This window comes from Pandoraea captiosa, from assembly GCF_902459775.1.
Taxonomy (GTDB): Bacteria; Pseudomonadota; Gammaproteobacteria; order Burkholderiales; family Burkholderiaceae; genus Pandoraea; species Pandoraea captiosa.
This window is the reverse complement of sequence record NZ_CABPSQ010000002.1, coordinates 818,133-844,721: the sequence shown is the minus strand read 5'-3', so window position 1 is coordinate 844,721 and position 26,589 is coordinate 818,133. Positions and strand designations below refer to the sequence as shown.

Here is a 26,589-nt window from a genome sequence, read left to right as displayed (position 1 = left end):
AGGAGTGATGTCCACAGCATAGGCGCGCCATCCGTTACCAAGGATGACAATTCGCCGCTGCGTGGCGAAGTACAGTTGCGCCCCGCCATCCGGCACCCGCTCAGGTCAGCTGATAGGGAAACCTCGGGGTCACGGGGTCAGGCAACTCACGCCCGCAGAGTTCGAACACCGAACGCTCGATATTGCGTGTCATGGCGTCGAGCGCCAGCGCATTCGGCGCAACGCTGAACGGTTCGGCCACCTCGTTGGCGATCGCCTCCAGCGCGATCAGCGTGTAAGAGATGAACACACACAGCAATGGCGTAAAAAATTCCGTCGAATCGACCAGACCGAACGGCAGCAACATGCAGTAGGTGTAGACCGTGCGGTGCAGCAGCACGCTGTAGGCGAAGGGAATCGGCGTCGACACAATGCGCTCGCATCCGCCAATCGTCTTGCCGAGGTCGACGAGTTGCGCGTCGACGGTCCAGAACTGCGCGTCCGTGAGCACCCCCTGCGCGTGCGCGCGGGTCACGCGCTCACGCAGCAGGTGAAGTATCGCCATGGGGCGGTACTTCCGGTTGCCGAGCCAGGCCGCCTGCCCCGGTCCCAGTAGCTTGCTCAGGTCGTCATAGGGGTCGCTGTCGCGCAGTTCGTGCTTGAGCGCGTAGGTCACGGCCACGGTGAGATCGGCCAGACGCTGCGCCTCGCCACCGGCAGGCAGGTAGCACAACAATTGCGACACGAGCGCGCGTGATGCGATCAGCGCATTCCCCCACAGGTGACGCGCCTCGTTGAAGCGCTCGTAGCTGGCGTTGTTGCGAAACGCCAGAAAAATGGCGAGCGTGAGCCCGAACAGCGTGAGCAGCGTGGTGTTGAGCGGGATCTTTTCGCCGAAGATTCGCCCCTGCGTGAAGACGGCGAGACTGCTGACCGCCCCCATGAACAGAAGCTGAGGAATGATCGACTGCAAGACGGAACCGTTCCAGACGAACAGGAGACGGAACCAGCTTTGTTTGGGCCGGACAATCATGACAGCGTGAATTCAAAAGTTAGTGATAGCCGGCGTCGTGCTCGCGGACCTTGCCCCGGAACACCCGGTACTGCATCGCGTTGTAGACGAGAATGATCGGCAGCACGATGGCCGTGCCCACGAGCGCGAACCGCTGGCTCTGCGGGCTGGACGACGCCTGCCAGATCGTCAGCGACGGCGGCAGAATGTTGGGCCAGATGCTGATGATGAGCCCGCTATATCCGAGAAAGCACAGGGCAAGCGTCAACACGAATGGCGCGGCTTCATGACGCAGACGCACCGAACGGAAGATCCCTGCCACACAGGCCACGACCAGAATCGGCACGGGCAGGAACCACCCCAGCATGCCGCTGGCGAACCAGCGCTGCGCCACACCCGGCAAGCCGAGCACGGTCCACAGGCTCACCAGCGCGACCATGCCGAGCAGCACCGTGACCATGGGGCGCATGAGCAGGCGCATCTTGCGCTGCAACTCGCCATCCGTCTTGAGGATGAGCCAGCCGCACCCCAACGTTGCATAGGTCACGAGCACGCCCATGCCGCAGAACACGCTGAACGGCGAGAGCCAGTCGAACGGACCGCCGGCAAATTGCTCGTTCACGATCCGGATGCCCTGCAACAACGACCCCAGCACGACGCCCTGACAAAACGCCGCGAGCGCCGAGCCACCGATAAAGGCGAGGTCCCACAGATGTTGCGTACGGCGTGCCTTGGCGCGAAGCTCGAACGCGGCGCCACGAAAGATCAGGCCGACCACCATCATGATCAGTGGCAGGTAGTTTGCCGGGAGCAGTGTCGCGTACACGACAGGAAACGCGCCGTACAGCCCGGCGCCGCCCAGCACCAGAAACGTCTCGTTGCCGTCCCACACCGGTGCGACCGTGTTGAGCATGACCTGACGCTCGCTCTTGCTGTCGAAGAACGGAAACAGCAGACCGATGCCGAGATCGAAGCCGTCGAGGACGACGTAGATGAACACGCCCAGGCCGATAATGGCCGCCCAGACCACAGGTAGATCGATATGCATGACGTCACTCCCCCTGAACGGCTTCGAACGGTTCCGACAACGCGCGGTTGTTCAGCCCCGGATGCTTCAGACGCACGAAATACTCCGCTCTCTCGCTCGGCCCCTGCTTCATGAGCTTGAGCATGTAGTACACCCCCATGCCGAACACGAGGAAATACACGACGACGAGGATCAGCAGCGACACGCCGACTTGCTGTGCGCTCACCGGCGAGACGGACTGTGTCGTGCGCAGCACGCCGTAGACGGTCCACGGCTGACGCCCGACTTCCGTCGTGATCCATCCGGCGAGCAATGCGATCAGCCCCGAAGGCCCCATGCACAGCACCATCCACTGATACCAGCGGGTCTCGTAGAACTTTCCGCGAATGCGCAGCCAGACGCCGAGGAGCGCCGTGAGCAGCATGAGCATGCCGAGGCCGGCCATGATGCGGAACGTCCAGAAGATGACCGGCGAATACGGCCGGTCCTGCGGGGCGAATTCCTTGAGACCCCGGATTTCGCCGTCCCATGAGTGCGTGAGGATCAGGCTGCCCAGATGCGGCACCTTGACGGCATAGCGCGTCACTTCCGCGTCCATGTCGGGCAGGCCGAACAGGTTAAGCGCGGTGCCGCCCTTCTCCGTTTCCCATAGCCCTTCGATGGCCGCGATTTTGGCGGGCTGGTATTCGCGTGTATTCAGGCCGTGCGCGTCGCCCACAACGATCTGAATCGGCGCGAGCGCCAGCAGTATCCAAAGTGCCATCGAAAAGCTGCGCTTGACGGGCTTGTCGCGACGCCCCTTGAGCAAGTGCCATGCCCCGCACGCCGCGACGATGAAGGCCGCCACGATAAACGCCGCGATGGTCATGTGAGCCAGCCGATAGGGGAACGACGGATTGAACACCACCTTGAACCAGTCGACCGGCACGATGCGCCCGGCCTCGATGGCATAGCCCTGCGGCGTTTGCATGAAGCTGTTCGACGAGAGAATCCAGAACGTCGAGATGAGCGTGCCCACGGCGACCATCAGCGTGGCGAAGAAATGCGCACGCTCGCTCACACGCTCCCATCCGAAGAGCATGATGCCGAGGAACCCTGCTTCGAGGAAGAACGCGGTGAGCACTTCGTAAGTCAGCAGCGGCCCCGTGATGTTGCCCGCCACATGTGAGAAGCCGGCCCAGTTGGTGCCGAATTCGTACGCCATGACGACACCGGATACGACCCCCATGCCGAAGCCGATGGCGAAGATCTTCGACCAGAAGAGAAACATGTCCTTGTAGGCTTCGTCGCCAGTGGCCAGCCAGCGCCATTCGAGCACGGCGAGAAAGCTCGCCAGACCGATGCTGATCGCAGGAAAAACAATGTGAAACGAGACCGTGAATGCGAACTGCAATCGGGCCAGTTGTAGGGCATCTAACATGTCCATGAGCGTTCTCTGAAGTGAGGCAACGGCCGGGGCGCAGGCGACACCGCGCCGCACCCGTTCGCTCACGGGTGGTGCGATGGCTCGGCGGCGCCGGGCGGTTGAATGAGCGCTTCGCCGCGCACGGGCCGATGTCGGCGTACGCGCGCGGCGCTCGGGGTCAGCAGGTCATGAGGCGGCCAGTGTTGCAGCCGGTGTTGCAGCTGATGCCGCAGCAGGCGTCGCACCGGCTTCGACGGGCTGCGCACTGCGCAGGACACGAACGGGAATCGACTTGTACGACGGCGTTCCGCTGTCCTCGTCGATGTAATCGAGCGGCACCAGCACGTTGGCTTCCGGGTAGTAAGCGGCGACCGAGCCCGGTGCGATGTTGTACTCGATCACCGTGATGCCCGTGAGTCGGAGCGCGCGCCCGGACGAGATCGTCTCGATGTCGACGAGATCGCCGTGTTCCAGCCCGTGTGCGGCCAGGTCGTTCGGGTGCATGAACAACACGTCACGACGGCCGAACACGCCGCGATAACGGTCGTCCAGCGCATAAATCGTGGTGTTGTACTGATCGTGGCTGCGGATCGTGATGAGACGCAGCACGTCGTCCGCCCACGGTTCGTAGTTCTCGCGTACGCCCTTGAACACCGAGAAGATCGCCTTGCCCGACGGGGTATCCCATTTGCGCTCGGTCGGCGGCAGCGGCATGCGAAAGCCACCGGGCACACGAATGCGCGTGTTGTAGTCGTCGAAGCCGGGCACCGTGCGCTCGATGAGATTGCGAATGCGGTCGTAATCGTCGACAAGCGACTGCCAGTCGACTTTGCTCGCCGGCAGTGTCGCCTGCGCCATGCCTGCCACGATGGCCGGCTCCGAGCGCAGATGCGCCGAGGCCGGTTTGAGCCGGCCGGCAGACGCGTGCACCATCGACATCGAATCTTCGACAGTGATCGATTGCGGGCCGGTGGCCTGCACGTCGAGTTCGGTACGGCCGAGCACCGGCAAAATGAACGTTTCTTTCGCCACGAGCAGGTGCGTACGGTTGAGTTTCGTGCCCAGATGCACGCTCAGGTCCAGCGTTTTCATGGCGGGAAAGCACAGATCCGGATCCGGCAGCGCGACCGCGAAGTTGCCACCCAGGCAGATGAGCGCTTTGGACGATCCGTCGACCATGGCCTGCATCGCCTTGACCGCGTCGTGACCGTGTCCGTGCGGCGGCGTGAAGCCGAAGACGTTTTCAATGCGCTTGAGGAAGTCCTCAGACGGTTTCTCCGTGATCCCTACCGTCCGGTTGCCCTGCACGTTCGAGTGACCGCGCAGCGGGCAGATGCCTGCACCGGGTTTTCCGAAGTTGCCACGCATGAGCAGCAGATCGGCGATGAGGCGCACGTTGGCCGTACCGGTGTTGTGCTGAGTGATGCCCATGCCATACGTCACGATCGTGGCGTTCGACTTGGCGTAGGCGACGGCGACCTGCTCCAGTTCGTCGCGCGTCAGACCGCTTTCCTTTTCGATGTCGGCCCACGACGTCGCTTCGAGGTCGGCGGCGAGCGCGTCGAACCCCTCGGTGTGGGTCGCGATGAAATCGCGGTCGAGCACATTGCCCTGCGTGGCTTCGAGCGCGAGCAACGCCTTCATGATCCCCTTGAGCGCCGCCGCGTCGCCCCCTGCCTTGACCTGGAAGTAGGTCGACGCGATCTTCGTGGAACTGTACGTCGCCATCTCGATGATGTTCTGCGGGTCGGCGAAACGCTCCAGTGCCCGCTCGCGCAGCGGATTGAAGACGATGATCGGCACGTTGCGACGCGCGACTTCGTGCAGCGTGCCCATCATTCGCGGATGGTTCGTGCCCGGGTTGTGGCCGATCGAGATGATGAGTTCCGTCTCGTCGAAGTCGTCCAGCGAGACGGTGCCCTTGCCGATGCCGATGGACATCGGCAGTCCGACGCTCGTCGGCTCGTGACACATGTTCGAGCAGTCGGGAAAGTTGTTCGTGCCGTACTCGCGGGCGAACAGCTGGAAGAGGTACGCGGCTTCGTTCGAGGCGCGCCCCGACGTGTAGAACTCGACCTTGTCCGGCGAATCGTAGCTGCGCAGGATCTCGCCGATGCGCGCGAAGGCGGCGTCCCACGCCACCGGTACGAACTTGTCGGTGGCGGCGTCGTAGGCCATCGGGTGGGTCAGACGGCCGAAGTCTTCGAGTTCATAGTCGGACATGGCGAGCAACGACGACACCGTGTGCTGCGCGAAGAATTCCGGCGTGACGCGCTTGGTCGTGGCTTCCCACGTCACGGCCTTGGCGCCGTTCTCGCAGAATTGAAACGTCGAGCGATGCTCCTTGTCGGGCCACGCGCATCCCGGGCAATCGAAGCCCGTGGGCTGATTGGTACGCATGAGCACGATGGGCGCCTCGAAGCTCTCCATCTGCTGGCGCACGGCGGTAGCGGTAGCGCGCAGTGCGCCCCATCCGCCTGCGGGTCCGTCGTAGGGGCGAATGCCCGGTACTTCGCGTCGCTTGCTCATTTTTTCACTCCGTGCACCGGTCAGGATGCTGCGTTTCTTGGGGGGCTACGACCGCCATGCGGCCGCGGATTGTCGTGCCATTCGACTATAGGGATTTACGGCTCGGCGCGAAGCATGCAGTTCAGCGGTTCGGCAAAGAGTACAGTTGCGATCACACGGGCGCGATCGGCGCCACGATTCCAGTTCATTTTATTTTTTATGCCGGAACGCCGGAACCTCGGTTCGCCCGATAACATTTATCGGTATTGCCGGACGCCGGGGTCGAAGTTCAGCGTTGCCTCATTCATCAGCCGTGTCGCGCAGACTTGCTCGGACGCCCCGCCGATCACGATTTGCGCGCGAGGCACGAGCTGAGCGCCGACGGCAATCAACGTTTCATTCAACTGCGCCTACGCGCACACCCCGCATCGCAAGCATCTTGTCCATCCAATTGAGCCCATGTCGGCTCTCACGAGCCTGGTTCGTTTGCAACGGGTGCGCGCCTGTTCAGCGCCCTGCTTACACCGGCGGAGCATTGCATCTCCACCGGTTCATGGGATTGGATTTTATTCTGCCGAGGGGCAAATCGCGCCTCGTTTTCCGTGAAAAAGACTTAACCGGTATTTGGTAGGAATCCGGCGTTGCGACGAACGATCGGATGCGCTCAAATGCACGCGCGGGTCGGCCAATAAGCGTTTGGCCGACCCGCGCAATCGAAACGTTTCACCCATCAATACAAGGTCGCCAAATCGGCCGGTTTGAAGCCTGCAAGCGGCTCGCCCTCGCGCAGCTTGTGTACCCACGCGGGGTCGCTCAGCAAAGCGCGACCGACCGCGACCAGATCGAACTCACGACGCTCCAGCCGCTGAATCAGGTTGACCAGACTTGCCGGTTGCGACGTCTCGCCACCGAACGCCCCAAGGAAATCTCCCGACAGCCCGACCGACCCCACGGTAATCGTGGCGGCCCCCGTCAGCTTTTTGGCCCAACCGGCGAAGTTGAGGCCGCCCGCGCCATCGATTTCGGGAAATTCGGCGTCCCAGAAACGTCGCTGGGAGCAATGCAGTATGTCGACGCCGGCCTCCACGAGCGGCACCAGCCACTCGGCCATGGCATCGGGAGACTCCGCCAGCCGCACGGCGTAATCCTGCTGCTTCCACTGGCTCAGGCGCATGACGATGGGCATCTCCTCGCCCACCGCCCGCCGGACCGCGCGAACCACCTCGACGGCAAAGCGTGAACGCGCCTTGAGCGTGGCGCCGCCATACTGATCGGTGCGCCGATTGGTGGCGCCCCAGAAGAACTGGTCGATCAAGTAGCCATGCGCGCCGTGAATTTCAACGACATCGAACCCAAGTCGGCGCGCATCGGCCGCCGCACGCGCAAAGGCTGCGATGGTGTCGGCAATCGCCTCCTCGGTCATCGCGACGCCCCGGGTCTGAGTCGCATCGACCAGACCCGACGGGCTCTCGATGCCTGAGGCCGGCACCCAGTCGGTCATGGGGCTCCGGACCGATCCCACATGCCAGATCTGCGGCCCCATGGCGCCACCCACTGCATGAACACCATCGATGACGCGTTGCCATCCGGCCAGAGCGGCATCGCCGTGAAAATGCGGAATGTTGGGGTCGTTGCTCGATGCGGGACGGTCGATCACGGTGCCTTCGGACAGAATCAATCCGACACCGTGGCTCGCCCGGCGGCGGTAGTACTCGGCAACGTCCCCGCCGGGTACGCCTTCGGGCGAAAAAGAGCGCGTCATGGGCGCCATCACCACACGATTGCGGAGCTTCAGGGATTTGAGTTCGAACGGCTGGAACAGGGCATCAAGCAAAACTTCCGTCATCACGTCTCTCCAAAAAGGTTGACGCGACCCATAGTATATTTTCTATACTTAATTTCAATTACGCACTTAAAATAGACCAGGTATATCGGAGGAAACCGTGATGCCAATACATGAGCCGCAACGATTTGCCGTGGATTGTCCGAGTCGAATTCTGTTCGATCAGATTGCAGACAAATGGTCGATGATGGTTTTGACGGTGCTTGATGCCCAGCCGCTTCGTTTCAATGAAATCAGACGGCGACTGGAAGGGGTCTCGCAGAAGGCTTTGACGGAATGTTTGCGCCGTCTGGAGCGCAATGGGCTGCTGACTCGACATGTATTGGCGACGTCACCCGTTTCCGTCGAGTACGAAATCAGCGCGCTCGGTCGAAAGCTTCAGAAGCCGTTCAAGGCACTGTATGCCTGGACGGTGGAGTACCTGGATGAAGTGGAGGCTGCACGCCGGGCGTACGACGCACGCACAAAATCGGCGAATGACGCCCGACGGGAACGGCAACCGGGATGAGACAGGCACGCACACACGTGCCTTCGAACGACTAAAAGGCGCTCCAGTCGCCGTCTGCCGTCGCCGGCACGGGCTCGCGGCGCGCCGGCTTCCGTTTAGGGGCGGCAGGCGCACGCACCATTGACAGGGAAGGCCTCGAAGACGCCGTGCGAGGGGCCGTGGCGCCCGCACCCATCGACTCCGCCGCCGCGTCGTCCGCACGCACCGCCGCGCCGATGTTGAATACCGACACGAGTTCGCGCAGCTCCTTGGCCTGGGCGGACAGTGACTGCGCCGCTGCTGACGCTTCCTCCACGAGCGCGGCGTTCTGCTGCGTGACTTCATCCATCTGCGTGACAGCCTGATTGACCTGCTCGATGCCGGTGCGCTGTTCGCCCGACGCCGCCGAAATCTCGTTCATCAGATCGGCAACACGCTTGACCGACTGAACGATTTCGCCCATGGTGCGCCCCGCATCGTCCACGAGCGTGGTGCCGTTGTTGACCCGCTCGACCGATACCGTAATGAGCTCCTTGATCTCGCGTGCCGCGGTCGCGCTGCGCTGCGCGAGCGTGCGGACTTCGCCCGCCACCACGGCGAAACCGCGCCCCTGTTCGCCCGCGCGCGCCGCTTCCACCGCGGCATTCAGGGCGAGAATATTCGTCTGGAATGCAATGCCCTCGATGACGGAAATGATCTGCGCGACCTGCTCGGAGCTGTTGGCAATCTCGCGCATGGTGTCAACCACTCGGCTCACCACCTCGCCGCCTCGCGTCGCCGTTTGCGAGGCCAGATCGGCGAGCGAGTTGCCTTGCGTCGCGTTGTCGGCGTTCTGCTTTACAGTGACAGTAAGCTGTTCCATGCTCGCCGCCGTTTCCTCCAGTGAGGCGGCCTGCTCCTCGGTCCGCTGGCTCAGATCCGTGTTGCCCGCCGCGATCTGCGCCGATGCCGTCGCAATGCCCTCGCTACCCGTGCGCACCCGCCCCACGAGATCGACCAGACGCTCGTTCATGTGACGCAGCGCCCCAAGTAACTGGCTCGCCTCGTCGTTGCCATGCACTTCGATACGCGTGCTCAAGTCGCCACGTGCGACCGTCTCGGCCACCTGCACCGCGCGCGCAATGGGCCGCGTGATCGAGCGGGTAGTCACCAACGCGATTGCCACACCAAGCGCAATGGCAACGGCAATGAGGCCGACCGCCCAGGCAAACGCCGTCTGGTAAGCGACCTTCGCGGCGGCGACTTCCGCCGACGAACCCTCGCGATTTAGCGCCACATCCTGATTGATGATGTCCAACACCGACTGAAACGATTGCGTCGATGCCGTTGACGCCGACGCGCGCGCGTCGACGGCGCCGCCTTCGGCCGAATTGGCGAGCTCCTCCGCTTTCGTATCCTCCTCGCGATATTTCGCCCAGGCGGTGCTGATCGATTCGAATATCCGACGCTCCTCCGTCGACGAGACGAGCTTCGAATACGCGTCGAGCGTCTTGGCAAACTGGCCGACCATTTGCGTGTGGCGCTCGCGCAGCGACGCTCGCTCGGCAGGGTCGGTCGCAAGCAGCATGCGCAGCGACGTGCCGCGCACTTCCTGAGCGACATTGCGCAGGTCGCCCAGCGTCTCGACACTCGGCAGCCAGTTCGTGCCGATGACTTGCGTTCCCTCGAAGATGCGCGTTGCCTGAAGCAGTCCGATGCCGCCGATGGCACCGAGCAGAAGCAACACAATGGCAAAGCCCGCGCCGAGACGCGTGCCGATCCTGATTCTGGTAAGGAATGACATAGGGACTCCGTAAGGCGGGATCGCCTGTTGGGCGATCATGGGTTGCGGCGCAACAAGCCCGAATAGGGCGGAGTAAGCCGAATTGAGCCGGATTCAGGCCGAATAAGCCTGAACAAGACAGAATGACGACATCGCCATCATTAAAATTAGGAGTACTTATTTACGAAGCGGGTTAAATTTCGTCGCCCATGCTTGTCACCCTTGCCTTACGTCATCCCTGCGCGCACGCGCATTCCCTTGTCACGGTGAGAATGCCTTCGGGGAAGTGGTTCAGGCTATGCAAATCGGCCGCAACCGGTGTTCGTTATCGCGCCTGAAGGGGGGATGCCATGCGGGTTTCGATACCGGACGGCCGGGCACGAGGCTGACGACTCGGGTGCCCGGCGTTGGAGATTTTCCGCAAATTGAACATATGACCAACTAGGTTTACCACGTATACAAATATATTAACTATTTGTTTAATTCTGCGGTACGATCGACGTTCCGCGGCGACGGCTTATCTACGGAGCAAGACATGAATGCAGGGAGCGCGAAGCTGGCGGCTAGCGAGCGACGAACCACCCGAGCGCGCATCATCGCAGCTGCCGAGCCGCTTTTCGCGCAACTGAGCTACGACGGTGTCTCGCTGCGAAATATTGCCCAGCATGCCGACGTACCCGTGGGCCTCGTGAGCTACCACTTCGGGGGCAAGCTCGGGGTATATGAAGCAATCTTCGAACTCCGCATACCTGCGATGGTCGAGCAGCGCAAGGCTGGGCTGGCGTTAGCCGCGATGGAGGAGAACCTCGAGCGCCGACTGGAGATGATTCTCAAAGCCCTGATGCTGCCGATGCTGAGTTTGCGCGCGACGGGGAGCGAAACCCATTTCGGCATCATCGCGGCGCGTGAGATCAACGACCCTGGCGCGTCCGAGCGCGGGATCGTCCAGAAAATGCTCGATCCGCTCGCCGTCGCATTTGTCGAGCAGTTGCGTATCGCATTGCCAGACCGCAGCGAGGCCGAGATCCACTGGCTTTTCCAATCCGCGCTAGGTGTCATGGTCTACGTCATGGTGGATGTGGGCCGCATCAGTCGACTAAGCGCGGGCAAGGCAGACCCCGACGACGTCGATTCGACGTTGCGTCATTTGCTGTCGCTCCTGCTGAACGGCGTTACAAGAAAGTGACGAGAGGCGATGGGTATCGTACCGCCTCGGCGAGCGCGGCATCCTGAGAGCCGGTGCACCGAGCGACGACGGTACCTGATCTAGCGCCCGCTGCCGGTCACGACGATCAGCACTTCTGTGTCTGTGCCTACGCTACGGATACGGTGTTTCACATGACCGGGGAATTCCGCGAAGTCGCCTTCACGCAGGAGAATCGACTGGTCGCCCAGTTCGATCTCGATGGCCCCGCTCAGGACGAAAAAGATTTCGTCGCCCTTGTGAAAAGCGGCTTCGCTCACTTGCGCGTCGGCGGGCAGTCGGAGCACCAGCGCGGTCGGCCCCTCGGCATCGCTGCCTGCTTCGCCGCTCGCGCGACTCAACGCCGCATAGCGGTAATCGGCGCCGCTCTGATTGCGGTAGTGACGCTCCCCGGCGCGTACGACATGCACCATCCCCCTGTCCACCTGCTCGCCCAACAGCGATGCGGCGGAAGTCCCCAGCGCCTGCGCGATGCGCAGCAGCGCCGCCAGCGACACCGTCTTCTCTCCACGCTCGAAACGCGACAGATGGCCTTTGCTCAGTCCAGCATCGAGGGCGAGTGCATCGAGCGTCATGCCGCGGCGCTGCCGCAATACCCGAACCAATTCTCCCGGATGGTCGTTTTGCGCCTCGTGGGCGGGTGTCTCCTCACGTGAGGGCTGTGAGGGCTCATATCGGTGCCGTGTCTCGCCGGTCGCGCGCTTGCGCGCCGGCTGCCGTGGCTTCTGGGTCGACAAAGTTGTCTCTCAATAAACGTAGGTTGTCCACACCGTGGAACGAGGTTCGTCCACGTAAACACCTATTTTGAACGGGATGCGCAAACGATTCTAAACGACTAGACTTCGAGCCAAAGGACAACAAAGTTGTCCATTAGACAACCAAAGACAACACGAGCTGCGCAGGACCACCGAAACAGCGGCAACCGATAGGCGTAGCAACGATACAAGGCGCCTCACGGACTGGACATTTCACTCGACAGGGACATCAAATGACCACGGTAAAGCACGACGCGCCAGTCATGGCGCATGGCAGCCACACGGTGGACCGCCGCATGGCACGGGTCGCGTTCGCGTCCATGGCGGGCACGGCCATCGAAGCGTTCGACTTTCTCGCCTACGGCACGGCGGCCGCGCTCGTCTTCAACAAACTTTTCTTTCCAAGCCTGGACTCGGCCACGGGCACCCTGGCGGCCTTCGGCGCGTTCGCCTCGGGGCTCTTCGCGAGGCCGCTCGGCGGCATCATTTTCGGCCACTTCGGCGATCGCGTCGGCCGTAAGTCCATCCTGATTGCGAGCCTCGTGCTCATGGGGTTGTGCACTACGCTCATTGGCCTGCTGCCAACGTACGACGACATCGGCATCTGGGCCGCCGTGCTGCTCGTGGCGCTGCGTATCGGCCAGGGCGTGTCGTTCGGCGGCGAGATGGGCGGCGCCGTGCTCATGGCGGTGGAACACGCGCCGCCAAAGTCGAAGTCGTTCTACGGCAGCTTGCCGCAAGCGGGTGCGCCGATCGGCATTCTGCTGTCGACGGGCGCCTTCGCCCTGGTCAACTTGCTGCCCAACGAGAGCTTCCTGCAATGGGGCTGGCGCATTCCGTTCCTGGCCAGCGCCGCGCTCATCGTCATCGGCGTGTTCATTCGCATGAAGGTCGAAGAGTCGCCTGACTTCACGGCGGTACAGGCGCAGCGGAAAGTGTCGCGGTTGCCGGTGCGCGACGTGCTCGTGCATCACTGGAAACCGCTCCTGCTCGCCATCGGCGGCAAGCTTGCCGAGGTCACGCTCGTCTACACCATCATCGTGTTCTCCATTTCGTATGCCACGGGAAATCTCGGTTTCACGCGTGCAGACGCCCTCAACGCGGTGATGATCGGCTCCGTGTGCCAGATCGTGACGATCCCGTTCTTCGGCTGGCTTGGCGATCGCGTCGGCGCTCGACGCCTCTACATCGCAGGCACGCTGCTTCTCACCGTCATGGCCGTGCCGCTGTTCCACGCGATGGGCACCGGCTCGCTGCCGATCTACACCGCAGCGGCCGTCGTGGCGCTGGCGCTGAACTACGCCATGATTTTCGGGCCGCAATCGAGCCTCTATGCCGCGCAATTCCCGCCGGAGCTGCGTTACTCGGGCATTTCCATCGGCATTCAGGTAGCGGCGGCCATCGGGGGCGGACTCGCCCCGCTCATCGCTGCCACGCTGGTGGCGAGACTTGGCGGCATCGGCTCGGTCGGCATTTACCTGAGCGTACTGGGCCTGATCGGCGCAGTCAGCGCGTGGGGCATGAAGCCGACGGCGTCGGACTGAAGCGCCTGGAGCGCCCGTAGCGCTCAATGACAAGCAACTTTACGTGGAGGAATTTCATGCTGGACGAGGTCAAACAGGCGGTCACCGACCGCGCGCTCGACGACATGCGAACGCGTCTGGATATGGGCAACTGGACCGACAGGGAAAAGGTCGTGCTGACCTGTCGCATGCTTGCGATGGAGAACCATTCGGAAACGCTGGCGGGACAAATCACCGTGCGCTGCGACGACGGCACCTATCTCACCACGCCGCTGGCGGTGGCGTTCGACGAGATCGAACCGCGCCATGTCATTCGCGTGGACGACTCGCTGCGTCTGCTCGAAGGCAACGGCATGGCCAACCCCGCGGTGCGCTTTCACCTGTGGGTCTACCGGCGGCGGCCCGACGTGCGCAGCATCGTGCATACGCATCCGCCTTATGTCTCGACACTCTCCATGACGGGACGCCCGCTGCGCGTGGCCCACATGGACGCCACGCCGTTCTTCGACGACTGCGCGTTCCTGAAGGAGTGGCCGGGCCTGCCGATTGCCGACGACGAGGGCGAGATCATTTCGTCTGCGCTCGGCACGCGCCGCACGATCCTGCTCGCACACCACGGCTTTCTGGCCGCCACGTCGTCCATCGAAGAGACAGCGTACCTGTCGATGCTGATCGAGCGCGCGGCGCGCAATCAACTGATGGCAGAAACGCTCGGCCCGGTGAAGGAACTCGACCCCGCGCTCGCGAAGGAATCGCATGACTTCCTGCTGCAGCCGAGCATTGTCAAGGCGAGCTTCGCGATGTTCGGGCGGCGCGTCCTGCGACACGCGCCGGACGCCTTGCGAGGCACTTTCGCGTAAGCATCGATGCGGCGATGCCCGTCGCGGGCGGCGCCGGACATCTGTGGACCACAAAAAAAGCCCGCATCCATAAGGAATGCGGGCCCTAGCTTTTCGATTGACGGAGAGTGCGCGTCAGAACGGAATATCGTCGTCCATGTCGTCGAAGCCGCCGCCCGACTGCTTGGCCGGGGCTTGCTGACGACCACCGCCGCCACCACCACCGCCGCGCGAGTAGCCGCCACCACCGCCTTCGTCACCGCCGCCGCCGCGCGAGTAGCCACCGCCACCACCGCCGCCGCCCTCACCACCACGGCCGCCGAGCATCTGCATCTGGTCGGCCACGATTTCCGTGCTGTAACGGTCCGTGCCGTCCTGCGCCTGATACTTGCGCGTGCGGATACGGCCTTCGATGTACACCGACGAGCCCTTCTTCAGGTATTCGTTGACGATTTCCGCAAGGCGCCCGAAGAACGACACACGGTGCCATTCGGTCATTTCCTTGAACTCGCCGGACTGCTTGTCCTTGTAACGATCGGTCGTCGCCAGACGAATGTTCGCAACCGCATCGCCGCTCGGCATGTAGCGGACTTCGGGGTCGGCACCCAGATTGCCGACCAGAATCACTTTGTTGACTGATGCCATAAATCTTTCTCCGGTATTGCTGAAATCCGATCAGGATTGACGAGGCGCTGGCGTCCTCATCGGTGCGGCGATTATAAGCCACACGACCGCACCGGCTGCGCAAGTCAGGAAGATTGCGTTTTGACCGTAGTGGGTCATCAGAAAACCCCCTAGTGCCCCACCGCAGAAAAGACCGAGTGCCTGCGTCGTGTTATACACCCCGACCGCCGCCCCCTTGCGCTGTCCCGGCGCCAGTTTCGACACCAGCGACGGCTGCGACGCTTCGAGCACGTTGAAGCCCAGGAAGTACACAAACAGCACCACGGCAATCACGCCGACCGTCGGCGGCAAGCCACCAAGCGCGACCTGCGCCACGGCGACCAGCGCAATCGCCGAGAGCAGCACGGCCTTCATCTTGCCGCGCTTTTCCGCCGCGATGATCGCAGGCACCATCGCCACAAACGACAGCCCCATCACCGGCAGATAAATTTCCCAATGCTGTGCGACCGGCAGACCCGCCGCGACCAGCATGCGCGGCATCGCCACGAAGAGCGCCGTCTGCGTCGCGTGCAGGACGAACACGCCGAAATTCAGGCGCAGCAGTTCCGGGTTATGCAGCACTTCGGAGAACGGCGCAGGCCCGGCCTTGGCGTGCACGGGCGGTGTGGGCACGACCCAGAGCACCACGAAAATCGCCAGCACGGCCAGAACGCCGATGGCCGAGAACAATCCGCTCATGCCCAGCCAGTGATACAGGAAAGGCGCACACACGATCGCCACGGCAAACGACACGCCGATACTGCCGCCGATCATCGCCATCGCCTTGGTGCGGTTCGCGTCGCTCGTCAGGTCCGCCACACAGGCCATGACCGCCGAGGAGATCGCACCGGCGCCCTGAATCGCGCGCCCGACGATGATCCACGTCAGGTCATGGGCCATCGCCGCCACCAGCGAACCGATGGCGAAGACGACGAGGCCGAAAATGATGACAGGCTTGCGCCCGAGCCGGTCGGACGCCCATCCGTACGGGATGTAAAGCAACGACTGCGTCAGCCCGTAGATACCGATGGCCAGTCCCACGAGAAACGTGTCGTTGCCACCCGGAATCGTCTGCGCGAAGACCGAGAACACCGGCATGATCAGAAACAGACCGAGCATGCGCAATGCAAAAATCCCCGCGAGCGACGCGCTGGCGCGCACTTCTAGCGGGGTCATGCGGCCACCTCGGCCGCGTGTCGAGGCAGGAGAAGCGGAAGTCACGGAATCAGTAGACATTACGTCCTGAGAGATGGAAAAAGCGCGTGCAGCCTCGGAATTGTCTGATGATTGCGCCCGGACGCGGGGGCTTCGGCCGCCCATCGGGCTTGCGCCGGGCATGCGAACCACCGTCTTCCGTCCTATGAGCTTCGGGTGGGCGCCAGCCTCTGGAAATCGGGCGGTTCGTCCCCATCTGTCTCCCTTGCCGGCCGGCCGCCCGGGACAGCCTGTCAGCAGGGATCAGCCCCGGCAATCAAACTTAGGTATATTAGCAGGTTTAGCCGCCCTGATTTCCCCCCAGCGGCCCGCCCGACCGCTCCCGCCGCCTGCTGCGTCGACGCCCGGCCAACGCCGTGCCGACGCGGCCCGACGTCCCGGGAAATTCAGGCGCTTGGGGGCCGGAAGCCGCCCCGCGACATTTCGCCGCGCGGATTCCTCGGCGACGACCCGGAACCGTGAATGGAAACCATCCGTATTCGTGGGGCGCGTACCCACAACCTCAAGAACGTCAATCTCGACTTGCCGCGTCACCAGCTCGTGGTGATCACCGGCCTGTCGGGCTCCGGCAAGTCGTCGCTCGCATTCGACACGCTCTACGCGGAAGGTCAGCGTCGCTACGTCGAAAGCCTCTCGGCGTACGCCCGGCAGTTCCTGCAATTGATGGAGAAGCCCGACGTCGACCTGATCGAGGGGCTGTCGCCGGCGATCTCCATCGAGCAAAAGGCGACCTCGCACAACCCGCGCTCGACGGTCGGCACCGTCACGGAAATTCACGACTACCTGCGTCTGCTCTACGCCCGCGTGGGCACGCCCTACTGCCCCGATCACGGGCTGCCGCTCGAATCGCAAAGCGTCTCGCAGATGGTGGACGCCGTATTGGCGCTTCCCGAAGACACCAAGCTCATGATCCTCGCGCCCATCGTCGTCGATCGCAAGGGCGAGCATGCGGACCTCTTCGAGTCGATGCAGGCACAGGGCTTCGTGCGTTTCCGGATCCGCTCGGGCGGCGGCGCGGCCAACGAGGGCACGGCGCGCGTGTACGACATCGAGGCGCTGCCCAAACTCAAGAAGACGGAAAAGCATTCCATCGACGTGGTCATCGACCGCGTGAAGGTGCGCGCCGATCTGAAGCAACGTCTGGCCGAGTCGTTCGAGACGGCGCTGCGTCTGGCCGACGGCCGGGCCATCGCGCTGGAGATGGATACCGACAAGGAGCACGTCTTCAGTTCGAAGTTCGCGTGCCCGGTGTGCTCGTATTCGCTGCAGGAGCTCGAGCCGCGTCTGTTCTCATTCAACAACCCGATGGGTGCGTGCCCGACGTGCGACGGTCTGGGCCAGATGACGTTCTTCGATCCGAAGCGCGTCGTCGCCTTCCCGGCACTCTCGCTCGCGTCCGGCGCGATCAAGGGCTGGGACCGCCGCAATCAGTTCTACTTCCAGATGCTGCAAAGCCTTGCCGCGTTCTACGACTTCGACGTCGACACGCCGTTCGAGGAACTCGCGGAAGACACGCAGAAAATCGTGCTTTACGGCTCCGGCGAGCAGGAAATTCCCTTCACCTATGTGAACGAGAAGGGGCGCACTTCGGTTCGCTCGCATGCCTTCGAAGGCATCATCCCGAATCTGGAGCGCCGCTATCGCGAAACCGATTCGGTCGCGGTGCGCGAAGAGCTTGCAAAGTATCAGAACAACCGCGCCTGCCCCGATTGCGAGGGCAGCCGTCTGCGGCGCGAGGCGCGATTCGTCAAGGTCGGCGAAGACAAGCAGGCGCGCGCCATCTACGAGATCGGCAACCTGCCGCTGCGGGAGACACTGGGTTACTTCCACGAACTGGTGTTGCACGGGGCCAAGCGCGAGATCGCCGACAAGATCGTGAAGGAAATCGTCGCGCGCCTGACGTTCCTGAACAACGTCGGCCTCGACTATCTGTCGCTGGAGCGCAGCGCCGACACACTCTCGGGCGGCGAAGCGCAGCGGATTCGTCTGGCGTCGCAAATCGGCTCGGGCCTCACCGGCGTGATGTATGTGCTCGATGAGCCCTCGATCGGGCTGCATCAGCGCGACAACGACCGACTGATCGGCACGCTCAAGCATCTGCGCGATCTCGGCAACTCGGTGATCGTGGTCGAGCACGACGAGGACATGATTCTCGCGAGCGATTACGTCGTGGACATGGGTCTGGGCGCAGGCATTCACGGCGGGACCGTCATCGCACAGGGCAGCCCGGCACAGATCGAGCAATCGGCCGAGTCGCTGACCGGCCAATATCTGTCGGGCGCGCGTCGTATCGAGGTGCCGGCGGAGCGTCGTGCGCCGGGCGAGGACTATCTGCGTATCGTCGATGCGACCGGCAACAACCTCAAACACGTCAATCTGGACCTGCCGATCGGCCTGCTGACGTGCGTGACCGGCGTGTCCGGTTCGGGCAAGTCGACGCTGATCAACGACACGCTGTATCACGCCGTGGCGCGCCATCTGTATGGCTCGTCTGCGGAGCCGGCTCCCTATGAGCAGATCGACGGCCTGGAGCATTTCGACAAGGTCATCAACGTCGACCAGTCGCCCATCGGGCGCACACCGCGCTCCAACCCGGCCACGTATACCGGGCTGTTCACACCGATTCGCGAATTGTTCGCGGGCGTGCCGGCGGCCAAGGAGCGCGGCTACGATCCGGGCCGGTTCTCATTCAACGTGAAGGGCGGACGCTGCGAAGCCTGTCAGGGCGACGGCGTGATCAAGGTCGAAATGCACTTCCTGCCGGATGTGTACGTGCCGTGCGACGTCTGTCACGGCAAACGCTACAACCGCGAGACGCTGGAAGTGCAGTACAAGGGGCGCAACATCTCGGAAGTGCTCGACATGACGGTCGAGCAGGCGCACGAGTTCTTCAAGCCCGTGCCGGTGGTGGCGCGCAAGCTCAAGACGTTGCTCGATGTCGGCCTCGGCTACATCCGTCTCGGCCAGTCGGCCACGACGCTCTCGGGCGGCGAGGCGCAACGCGTGAAGTTGTCGCTGGAGCTGTCCAAGCGCGATACGGGCCGCACGTTGTATATCCTTGACGAACCGACCACCGGGTTGCACTTTCACGACATCGAACTGCTCCTCACCGTGATTCACCGGTTGCGCGATCAGGGCAACACGGTCGTTATCATCGAACACAATCTCGACGTGATCAAAACGGCGGACTGGGTGATCGATCTCGGGCCGGAAGGCGGGGCGGGCGGCGGGCAGATCATTGCGCAGGGCACGCCGGAGCAGGTGGCGGCGAGCAAGGCCAGCTTTACCGGCAAGTATCTCGCGCCGCTGCTCAAGCGCGGGAAGTAAGCAGGACGCCGTCAGGCAGCATCGGCCAAGGGCAGCGCACCGGCGCCGCCCGTGTGTCTTACCGGCGTAGTTGGGCAATAGTGACAGTAGAAGCCGTAGAGGCCGCCCAAGGTATTTTTAAGGACGTCATTTCATGGAACCGCGCTCTGGCTGGACTCCGGACCGCAACTTCTGGGTCGAACTGGCAAGCTACGTCTTCGCCGCCGGGGCCCTTTGGCTGATTCTTCACATCCATCTGCTCTCGGCGGTGCTCGCCGGCATGGTGGTCTACCAATTGGTCCATGTGCTGGGGCCGCGCCTGCAACTGCGCATCTCCAGCGAGCGGGCGCGACTGGTCGCAGTGGCGCTGCTCTCGGCCGTCATCGTTGCCCTGATGACGGCGCTGATCTTCGGCGTCATCACGTTCTTTCGCAGCGACGCCGGCCATCTGGAACACATCAACGGCCGCATGATGGAAGCGGTCGAGCAGGCGCGTTCGCAATTGCCGATGTGGGTCACCGATCGTTTGCCGGCGGACGGCGAAGACATCCATCAGGCCGTGACCGGATTCCTGAAGGATCACACGCAGGAGATGTCGCTCGTCGGCAAGGAAGCGCTCAACGCCATGGTCCATATTATCGTCGGGCTGGTGCTCGGGGCGCTCGTGGCACTTTCGTCCGTTCGCCCGGTGCATCACATGCAGCCGCTGGCCGCCGCGCTCACTCGCCGCGTAACGCTGTTCGGCGACGCGTTTCGTCGCATCGTCTTCGCACAGGTCAAGATCTCCGCGATCAACACCCTGTTCACGGCCATCTTCCTCGTGGGCGTTCTCCCACTTTTCGACATTCACCTGCCGTTGCGCAAGACGATGATCGTCGTGACGTTCGTGGTCGGGCTGCTACCGGTCGTGGGTAATCTGATCTCGAATACGTTCATTGTAGTGCTCGGCCTGTCGGTGTCGCTGTACGTGGCAATTTCGGCGCTCGTCTTTCTGATCGTCATTCACAAGCTCGAATACTTCCTGAACGCTCGCATCGTCGGCACGCAAATCCAGTCGCGCTCTTGGGAACTGCTGTTGGCGATGATCGTTCTGGAGGCCGCCTTCGGGTTGCCGGGCCTGATCGCCGCGCCGATCTACTATGGCTATCTGAAGAGCGAGTTGGCGGAAAAGCAGCTCGTCTGACTCACAGCGTTGCACCGTTCGCAACGTGCAACATCCGCAGTAGCTGCCCGCGCGTCGGCGCGCCCTCCCCCGCGAGGTCAGCCGGTAGCGGGCATTTTTCCGACCGCGGTTTGACATTTCGTCATCGAATGACATAATGTCAAATCATGATATCCGCCAAATCCACCACTACCAGGAAGCTCGACGAGAACACGCTGCTTTTGCGTGAGGGTCGCAAAATCGTCGAAGCGCTCGGCCAGACGTTCGCGCCGCTCGTCGAAGTGGTGCTGCACGACCTGACCGACCCGGACCACGCCATCGTGGCCATCGCCAACAATCTGTCGGGCCGCGAGCCGGGCGACGCGGTAACGGAAATGGGACTTGCGCGCATTGCGGATCCGGCGTTCCCGGAGGTCATCGCAAACTACGCCAACCGGTTTCCCGACGGGCGTCCGGCCAAAAGCACGTCCATCGGGTTGAAGAACAGTCGCGGCGAGTATGTCGCGGCCATCTGCCTGAACATGGACATTTCGATGCTGGCGGCAGCGGCGGCAAGCGTCCAGCAGTTGGTGAACGTGCCGAATCAGGCGCCGGCGTCGGTCAGGGAGACGCTCTCGAACCGACGTCTGGATGACATCGCACCGCTGATCACCGCGTTTGCCGCGCAGCGCAACACCACACCGCAGGCGCTGACCCTTGCGCAACGCCGCGAAGCGATCCGCCTCGTCGAAGCGCGCGGCTTGCTCGATTTGCGCCAGGCGCATGCCGAAGTCGCACGGACGCTGGGCATTGCGCGCTCGACCGTCTACACCTACCTCTCCGACCCGAAAGGTGCATCATGACCACCCCCACGCAGGCCACATCGTCTTCTCTCGCGATCACATATGGCGATGTCGTCGCCGCTCACGATCGCATTCGCGAGGCCGCACACCGTACACCGGTGCTCACGTCACGCACCGCAGACGCAATGACCGGCGCCAGCCTGTTCTTCAAGGCGGAGAACTTTCAGCGCATGGGCGCGTTCAAGTTCCGCGGCGCATACAACGCGATTTCGCAATTTACCGCCGCGCAACGGCGCGCTGGCGTGCTGGCGTTCTCCTCGGGCAACCATGCGCAGGCGATCGCCTTGTCGGCACGCGAACTCGGGGTGCCGGCCGTCATCCTCATGCCGCAGGACGCCCCGCAGGTGAAGGTCGAAGCCACACGTGGCTACGGCGCGGAAGTGATTCTGTACGACCGCTACACGGAAGATCGCGAGGCGCTGGCCCGGCGACTGGCGACCGAGCGCGGCATGACGTTGATCCCGCCGTACGACCATCCGCACGTGATGGCCGGTCAGGGCACGGCCACCAAAGAGCTGATCGAGGACGCGGGCGAACTCGACATTCTTGTCGTGTGTCTGGGCGGTGGCGGCCTGCTCTCGGGCAGCGCAGTCGCCGCGCGCGCGCTGAATCCGAACATCGAGATTTACGGCGTGGAGCCCGAAGCCGGCAACGACGGTCAGCAGAGTTTTCGCACGGGCGAGATCGTGCACATCGACACGCCGCGCACCATTGCGGACGGCGCGCAGACGCAACATCTGGGCAACCAGACGTTCCCGGTCATCCGCGCACTGGTCGACGACATTCTCACGGTCACGGACGACGAACTCGTGCAGGCGATGCAATTCTTTGCAAGCCGCATGAAAATCGTGGTGGAGCCGACCGGATGTCTCGCCGCAGCCGCAGTGTTCCAGGGCAAGATCGACGTGCGCGGCAAGCGTGTGGGCATCCTGCTCTCCGGCGGCAACGTCGATCTCGCGCGTTTCGCAAAACTGACACTTGGGGAGGTCGCATGAGCACGCAGGAACGAGGTATCGAATCGGTGAACGTATCCACGCTGCAACCGCCGCGCGGACACTATTCGCATGGCGTTTGCGCCAACGGCTTCGTATTCGTCTCGGGTCAGCTGCCCATCACGCCGGAGGGCGAGCGCCTCGTGGGCGCGCCGTTCGAAGTCCAGGCGAAGCAGGCGCTGGACAACGTCGCGGCAATTCTCAGCGCGTGTGGCTCCAGCGTGAGCCGGTTGGTGCAGGTGCGCGTGTACATCACGAACGTGGACCATTGGGGACCGTTCAACGACGTCTATGCCGCATGGGCCGGCGATGCGAAACCGGCGCGTTGCGTGGTACCGGTACCGGCGCTGAGTCATGGCGTGGCCGTGGAGATCGAGGCGACGGCACTGGCGGGCTGAGCGCCACATCGATGTGGCAAGCCGGGTCATGTTCCCGCTTTCGGGCGTGGCTTGAAGACATCCGGGATTTTTGGCGCCGTGAATCCGTCCGACGGTTACACTTCGCTCCACGAATTCACGTTCTTCAAGCCATGACGACGCCTGATCTTCCTACGCCGCAGCCCGCAGCCTCCGACATTCCCACCGCCCGAACACAGCAACGCGTCGACGACGAGCCGTTGCGGCTGGTCACCAGCTTTAACGATATCTTCGTCGTGATCGCCTCGTGGCTGCTGTCCTTCGGGATCGTGTGGCTCACCGTTGCACTTCCGTCGTGGCTCCAGATGCTCGTCGCAGCCGCCATGACCTGGGGGCTCTCCGAAATTTTCGTGCGACGCCGCCGCATGGCGTTGCCCGCGTTGTGTTTCTCGTTCAGCTTCGTCAGTACCTGCGCGTTGCTCGGCTTCGGCAATGCGTCGCTGCTGCATCAGGGCGGCGAAAGCGTGCGCGCGTCGATGAGTGCGTGGACCCTCGTTGCCACATGCCTGTGCACGGCCCTTGGGGCCGCCCTCTTCTGGTGGCGTTTCCGCGTGCCTGCCGTCATTGCGATGGGGCTTGCCGGTGTCGTGATCGTCGTGTGGGCGCATGCCATCGTGCTGCTCGACGACAACGTCGGCGTATGGCTGCTCGTCGGCAACGTCGTGGCAGGTCTGGCGATCTTCCTCTGGGCACTGCGCTGGGACGCTCAGGATCCGCAACGCACCACGATCCGCTCCGACGTCGCCTTCTGGCTTCATCTGCTCTCGGCCTGCATGGTCACGCATCCGATCTTCTGGATGCTCGCCCCCCACCATCCGGGCGCGGTCGTCGCCGTGTTTGCGGTGCTCACCGTCATCTCGCTTGCCATCGACCGACGCGCGCTCATGCTCTCGTCGTTGCTCTACGTGATGAGTGCAATCCTGCGCCTGTTCATGACATCCCCGGCAAGCGACGGCGAGTTCTACACGGCGTCCAGCGCGTCGCTACCGGCGACCGCCGTTGTCGTGGGCGGCGTGCTGCTCTTGCTCTCGGTCTTCTGGCAGCCCTCGCGCAAGGCGGTACTCCGGCTGCTGCCCGCCGTCTGGCGCGCCCGGCTGCCGCGGTAACCTTGCTGACCATGCTGATCTTGCAGACTGCCCCGCGCAGCAAGGGCATCCGTTGAAACGACGAGGCCGCGCCGAATCTCTCCGGCGCGGCCTCGATTGCTTTGCGCAGCGAGCAAGCGGGCAAGCAGGCATTACTGGATCGTCACGCGCTCCAACACCTTCATGTAGTGATCGAGCGACGGTGTCTGCATGCCGGCGACCTTTGCCCGGTCGTCCCAGCGACGCAGGCGCAGCGCCGCCTGTGCGTGATCGCGCGCCAGGAATGTCGTCGCCTCCTCGTCGCTGAACACCCCGCCCTGCAATGCCAGGCTGCGCACGGAATCGACCGAGAGCTTGCCGTAGTACTCGGGGTCGATCGCGCACAGGCACCGCTTCGCGTCCACGTGCAGACGAATGGGATCGAGGACCGCGTCGCCAAAGAGCGGCCTCAGGAACGGCAATGCGAAGTATTGATGCAGATCGTCGATGCCGCGCTCGGTGGGCGTTTCGCCCTGAAGATTGAGCAGGTGGCCGAGATCGTGGAGGAAACTGGCCGCGACGAGCGCCTCGTCGGCGCCCTCGCGCTCGGCGAGCGCGCCGCTTTGCAGCGCGTGCTCCAGTTGGGTGACGGGCTCGCCGCTGTATGCGATCGAGCCGAACTTATCGAACAGGGTGCGGATGTCCGGCAGGCTCAGGGCCATCGTGAGAACTCTCGTTGTCGTCGCGAGAACTTGAGGCGGAGCCGGCGGCGGCCGTCGCGACTTCGGCAAGCGCCGCCAGTTTCGACGCCTTGACTTCCTTCGGCGCCTTCGGATCCTTGGTGTCCTTCGGCTTGTCTCGCATGCGACTCTTGCGCAGCGCGCCGGCATCGTCGAGCACCGGATAGGCGGTCGAGCAGAACAGCGAATTCAGACGCTTCATGTCGCTGATGATGTCCAGATGCAGCGAACTCGTCTCGATACTCTGCACCGACTGTCCCGCCAGACGATTCAGGTGTGTGTACGAATACGCGCGCTCCAGATCGCGGAAGCTCTCCTTCTCCGCCATGAGCCGCTGTGCACTCTTGAGGTCGGTGTTCAGGAACACGGACAGGCCCAGTTGCAGATTCGTCACCAGCCGCGCATGCATGTCGCAAATCTCCTGCAACCCCGCTTCGGAGAACGAGAGCTTGTGCGAGATCTTTTTCTCTTCGACTTCGACGACCATGCGCTCGATGATGTCGCCCGCATGTTCGAGATTGATCGTGAGCGAAATGATGTCGGTCCAGCGACGGCTGTCCTGCTCGCTCAGATTCTCGCGCGACACACGTGTCAGGTACATCTTCACGGCGGTGTAGAGATGGTCGACGTCGTCGTCCAGCCGACGGGTCTCGCGTGCGCGGGCAACGTCGTTGCTCTTGATCACGTCGAGCAATCCGTTGAGCATGCGCTCGATGATGTCGCCCATGCGCAGCGTCTCGCGCGTGGCATTGGCCAGCGCGAGCGACGGCATTTCGAGCGCGCTCTCGTCGAGGTGACGCGGACGGGTCACGCCGTCGGTTTCCGGCTTCTCGGCGAGCAGTCGCACGCACAGGCGGGCCATGGGTTCGGTAAAGGCCAGGCACACTACGCAGCGCACCAGGTTGTATAGCACGTGGAAGTTCACGACTGCTTGCGCCGGCGCGTCCGAGAGCCAATTCACGAGCATGGGCGCGTAATCGACGAACGGCAGCACGATCAGGCAACCGATCAGCTTGAAGAGCAGGCTGCCGAATACCACGCGACGACCGGCCGCGTTCTGCCCGGCCGAGGTCAGCATGGCCAGCATGCCGCTGCCGAGATTCGCGCCGATCACCAGACACAGCGCCACCTTGAGCGAGATCACGCCCGAAGAGGCGAGCGTTGCGGTGAGCAGCACCGCCGCAAGACTGGAATACGACACCATCGCGAACAACGCGCCGATGAGCGTATCGAGCATCACGTCGCCGGTGAGCGAGCCGAACAGTACCTTGACGCCGGCGGCTTCCGTCATCGGTGTCGTCGCGCCGACGATCAGCTGCAAGGCAAGGATGATGAGGCCGAGGCCGATCGACACGCGACCCAGTTGGCCCGCGCGCGTCTGCTTGCGTGACAGGAAGAAGATGACGCCGAAGAAGATCAGCAGCGGTGAAAGCCAATGCAGGTCGAACGTCAGGATCCGCGCCATGACCGCCGTACCGACGTCTGCGCCCAGCATGATGGACAACGCCGGCGCCAGCGCGATCAGCCCTTGCGCACCGAACGACGACACGATGAGCGCCGTCGCATTGCTGCTTTGCACGAGACCGGTGACAAGCACGCCCGCCGCGAAGGCAAGGAAACGATTCGAGATGCTGTGCGACAGAATCCGTCGCAGATCGGCACCGTAGACGCGAAGGACCCCGGTGCGCACGATATGTGTGCCCCAGATCAGCATCGCCACGCCGGAGAGAAGGTTGAGCAGAGTCAGCATGCCAGTGTTCCGTGTCTTATTGTCGACGGGACAGGCAGCGCCTCGCGCCACCCACATGACGCGTGCACTGGTTTGCCAAAACCGGCATCCCGCGT

The 26,589-nt window shown here is 63.1% G+C and carries 21 protein-coding genes; 10 read left to right on the top strand and 11 right to left on the bottom strand.

Annotation, left to right across the window (positions count from 1 at the left end):
- Window positions 1–100: 100 nt before the first annotated feature.
- From PCA31118_RS09060 to PCA31118_RS09040, 5 genes are all read right to left on the bottom strand, one after another.
- Window positions 101–1,012, bottom strand: coding sequence for a bestrophin family protein (locus PCA31118_RS09060; RefSeq protein ID WP_150624885.1), 912 nt, complete (start codon window positions 1,010–1,012; stop codon window positions 101–103).
- A gap of 19 nt (window positions 1,013–1,031) precedes the next feature.
- Window positions 1,032–2,039 carry a cytochrome d ubiquinol oxidase subunit II gene (cydB, locus tag PCA31118_RS09055; RefSeq protein ID WP_150624884.1) on the bottom strand — a complete coding sequence of 336 codons (1,008 nt, stop codon included), beginning with the start codon at window positions 2,037–2,039 and terminating at the stop codon, window positions 1,032–1,034.
- A 4-nt stretch (window positions 2,040–2,043) separates the two neighbouring features.
- A complete protein-coding gene (locus tag PCA31118_RS09050; protein ID WP_044453901.1) occupies window positions 2,044–3,444 on the bottom strand; it encodes a cytochrome ubiquinol oxidase subunit I in 1,401 nt (466 codons plus the stop codon).
- Between the two features lie 165 nt (window positions 3,445–3,609).
- Window positions 3,610–5,952, bottom strand: a complete 2,343-nt coding sequence (locus tag PCA31118_RS09045; RefSeq protein WP_150624883.1) for an FdhF/YdeP family oxidoreductase — start codon at window positions 5,950–5,952, stop codon at window positions 3,610–3,612.
- A gap of 709 nt (window positions 5,953–6,661) precedes the next feature.
- The gene (locus PCA31118_RS09040) at window positions 6,662–7,777 is read right to left on the bottom strand and encodes an NADH:flavin oxidoreductase (protein WP_150624882.1); all 1,116 of its coding nucleotides are present in this window, start codon (window positions 7,775–7,777) and stop codon (window positions 6,662–6,664) included.
- Window positions 7,778–7,877: 100 nt separating this feature from the next.
- Between PCA31118_RS09040 and PCA31118_RS09035 the strand changes: the two genes are divergently transcribed.
- Entirely contained in the window at window positions 7,878–8,282 is a 405-nt protein-coding gene (locus PCA31118_RS09035; protein ID WP_150624881.1) for a winged helix-turn-helix transcriptional regulator, read from the top strand.
- A 31-nt stretch (window positions 8,283–8,313) separates the two neighbouring features.
- Here the strand turns inward: PCA31118_RS09035 and PCA31118_RS09030 are convergent, their stop codons facing one another.
- A complete protein-coding gene (locus PCA31118_RS09030; protein WP_150624880.1) occupies window positions 8,314–10,044 on the bottom strand; it encodes a methyl-accepting chemotaxis protein in 1,731 nt (576 codons plus the stop codon).
- Window positions 10,045–10,558: 514 nt separating this feature from the next.
- On the opposite strand from PCA31118_RS09030, the gene PCA31118_RS09025 reads away from it, so the two are divergent.
- Window positions 10,559–11,209 carry a TetR/AcrR family transcriptional regulator gene (locus PCA31118_RS09025; RefSeq protein WP_150624879.1) on the top strand — a complete coding sequence of 217 codons (651 nt, stop codon included), beginning with the start codon at window positions 10,559–10,561 and terminating at the stop codon, window positions 11,207–11,209.
- 80 nt (window positions 11,210–11,289) lie between these two features.
- Here PCA31118_RS09025 and PCA31118_RS09020 read toward each other — a convergent pair whose 3' ends face one another.
- The gene (locus PCA31118_RS09020) at window positions 11,290–11,832 is read right to left on the bottom strand and encodes a helix-turn-helix domain-containing protein (RefSeq protein WP_281356228.1); all 543 of its coding nucleotides are present in this window, start codon (window positions 11,830–11,832) and stop codon (window positions 11,290–11,292) included.
- A gap of 383 nt (window positions 11,833–12,215) precedes the next feature.
- Between PCA31118_RS09020 and PCA31118_RS09015 the strand changes: the two genes are divergently transcribed.
- A complete protein-coding gene (locus PCA31118_RS09015) occupies window positions 12,216–13,526 on the top strand; it encodes an MFS transporter (RefSeq protein ID WP_246190142.1) in 1,311 nt (436 codons plus the stop codon).
- Window positions 13,527–13,582: 56 nt separating this feature from the next.
- Window positions 13,583–14,365, top strand: a complete 783-nt coding sequence (locus PCA31118_RS09010; protein ID WP_150624877.1) for an aldolase — start codon at window positions 13,583–13,585, stop codon at window positions 14,363–14,365.
- A 114-nt stretch (window positions 14,366–14,479) separates the two neighbouring features.
- Here PCA31118_RS09010 and PCA31118_RS09005 read toward each other — a convergent pair whose 3' ends face one another.
- Together PCA31118_RS09005 and PCA31118_RS09000 are read right to left on the bottom strand one after the other, a co-directional pair.
- Window positions 14,480–14,989 carry a single-stranded DNA-binding protein gene (locus PCA31118_RS09005; RefSeq protein WP_150624876.1) on the bottom strand — a complete coding sequence of 170 codons (510 nt, stop codon included), beginning with the start codon at window positions 14,987–14,989 and terminating at the stop codon, window positions 14,480–14,482.
- A 30-nt stretch (window positions 14,990–15,019) separates the two neighbouring features.
- Entirely contained in the window at window positions 15,020–16,183 is a 1,164-nt protein-coding gene (locus PCA31118_RS09000; protein ID WP_150624875.1) for an MFS transporter, read from the bottom strand.
- A 501-nt stretch (window positions 16,184–16,684) separates the two neighbouring features.
- Between PCA31118_RS09000 and uvrA the strand changes: the two genes are divergently transcribed.
- From uvrA to PCA31118_RS08970, 6 genes are all read left to right on the top strand, one after another.
- The gene (gene uvrA / locus PCA31118_RS08995; RefSeq protein ID WP_150624874.1) at window positions 16,685–19,549 is read left to right on the top strand and encodes an excinuclease ABC subunit UvrA; all 2,865 of its coding nucleotides are present in this window, start codon (window positions 16,685–16,687) and stop codon (window positions 19,547–19,549) included.
- Window positions 19,550–19,682: 133 nt separating this feature from the next.
- The gene (locus tag PCA31118_RS08990; RefSeq protein ID WP_150624873.1) at window positions 19,683–20,711 is read left to right on the top strand and encodes an AI-2E family transporter; all 1,029 of its coding nucleotides are present in this window, start codon (window positions 19,683–19,685) and stop codon (window positions 20,709–20,711) included.
- Window positions 20,712–20,857: 146 nt separating this feature from the next.
- On the top strand, window positions 20,858–21,532 hold the full coding sequence (locus PCA31118_RS08985) for a helix-turn-helix transcriptional regulator (RefSeq protein WP_150624872.1): 675 nt from the start codon (window positions 20,858–20,860) through the stop codon (window positions 21,530–21,532).
- Window positions 21,529–22,527 (top strand): threo-3-hydroxy-L-aspartate ammonia-lyase, encoded by a 999-nt coding sequence (locus tag PCA31118_RS08980; RefSeq protein ID WP_150624871.1) that lies wholly within the window; start codon window positions 21,529–21,531, stop codon window positions 22,525–22,527. Before PCA31118_RS08985 ends, PCA31118_RS08980 begins: the two co-directional genes overlap by 4 nt.
- Window positions 22,524–22,922: a RidA family protein gene (locus PCA31118_RS08975; RefSeq protein ID WP_150624870.1), complete on the top strand. Its 399-nt coding sequence runs from the start codon at window positions 22,524–22,526 to the stop codon at window positions 22,920–22,922. The genes PCA31118_RS08980 and PCA31118_RS08975 overlap by 4 nt, the downstream gene beginning before the upstream one ends.
- 131 nt (window positions 22,923–23,053) lie before the next feature.
- Window positions 23,054–24,046 carry a hypothetical protein gene (locus PCA31118_RS08970; RefSeq protein WP_150624869.1) on the top strand — a complete coding sequence of 331 codons (993 nt, stop codon included), beginning with the start codon at window positions 23,054–23,056 and terminating at the stop codon, window positions 24,044–24,046.
- A gap of 131 nt (window positions 24,047–24,177) precedes the next feature.
- Here the strand turns inward: PCA31118_RS08970 and PCA31118_RS08965 are convergent, their stop codons facing one another.
- Window positions 24,178–24,726: a phosphonate degradation HD-domain oxygenase gene (locus PCA31118_RS08965; RefSeq protein ID WP_150624868.1), complete on the bottom strand. Its 549-nt coding sequence runs from the start codon at window positions 24,724–24,726 to the stop codon at window positions 24,178–24,180.
- On the bottom strand, window positions 24,686–26,494 hold the full coding sequence (locus tag PCA31118_RS08960) for a Na/Pi cotransporter family protein (protein ID WP_150624867.1): 1,809 nt from the start codon (window positions 26,492–26,494) through the stop codon (window positions 24,686–24,688). Before PCA31118_RS08960 ends, PCA31118_RS08965 begins: the two co-directional genes overlap by 41 nt.
- Between the last annotated feature and the right edge of the window lie 95 nt (window positions 26,495–26,589).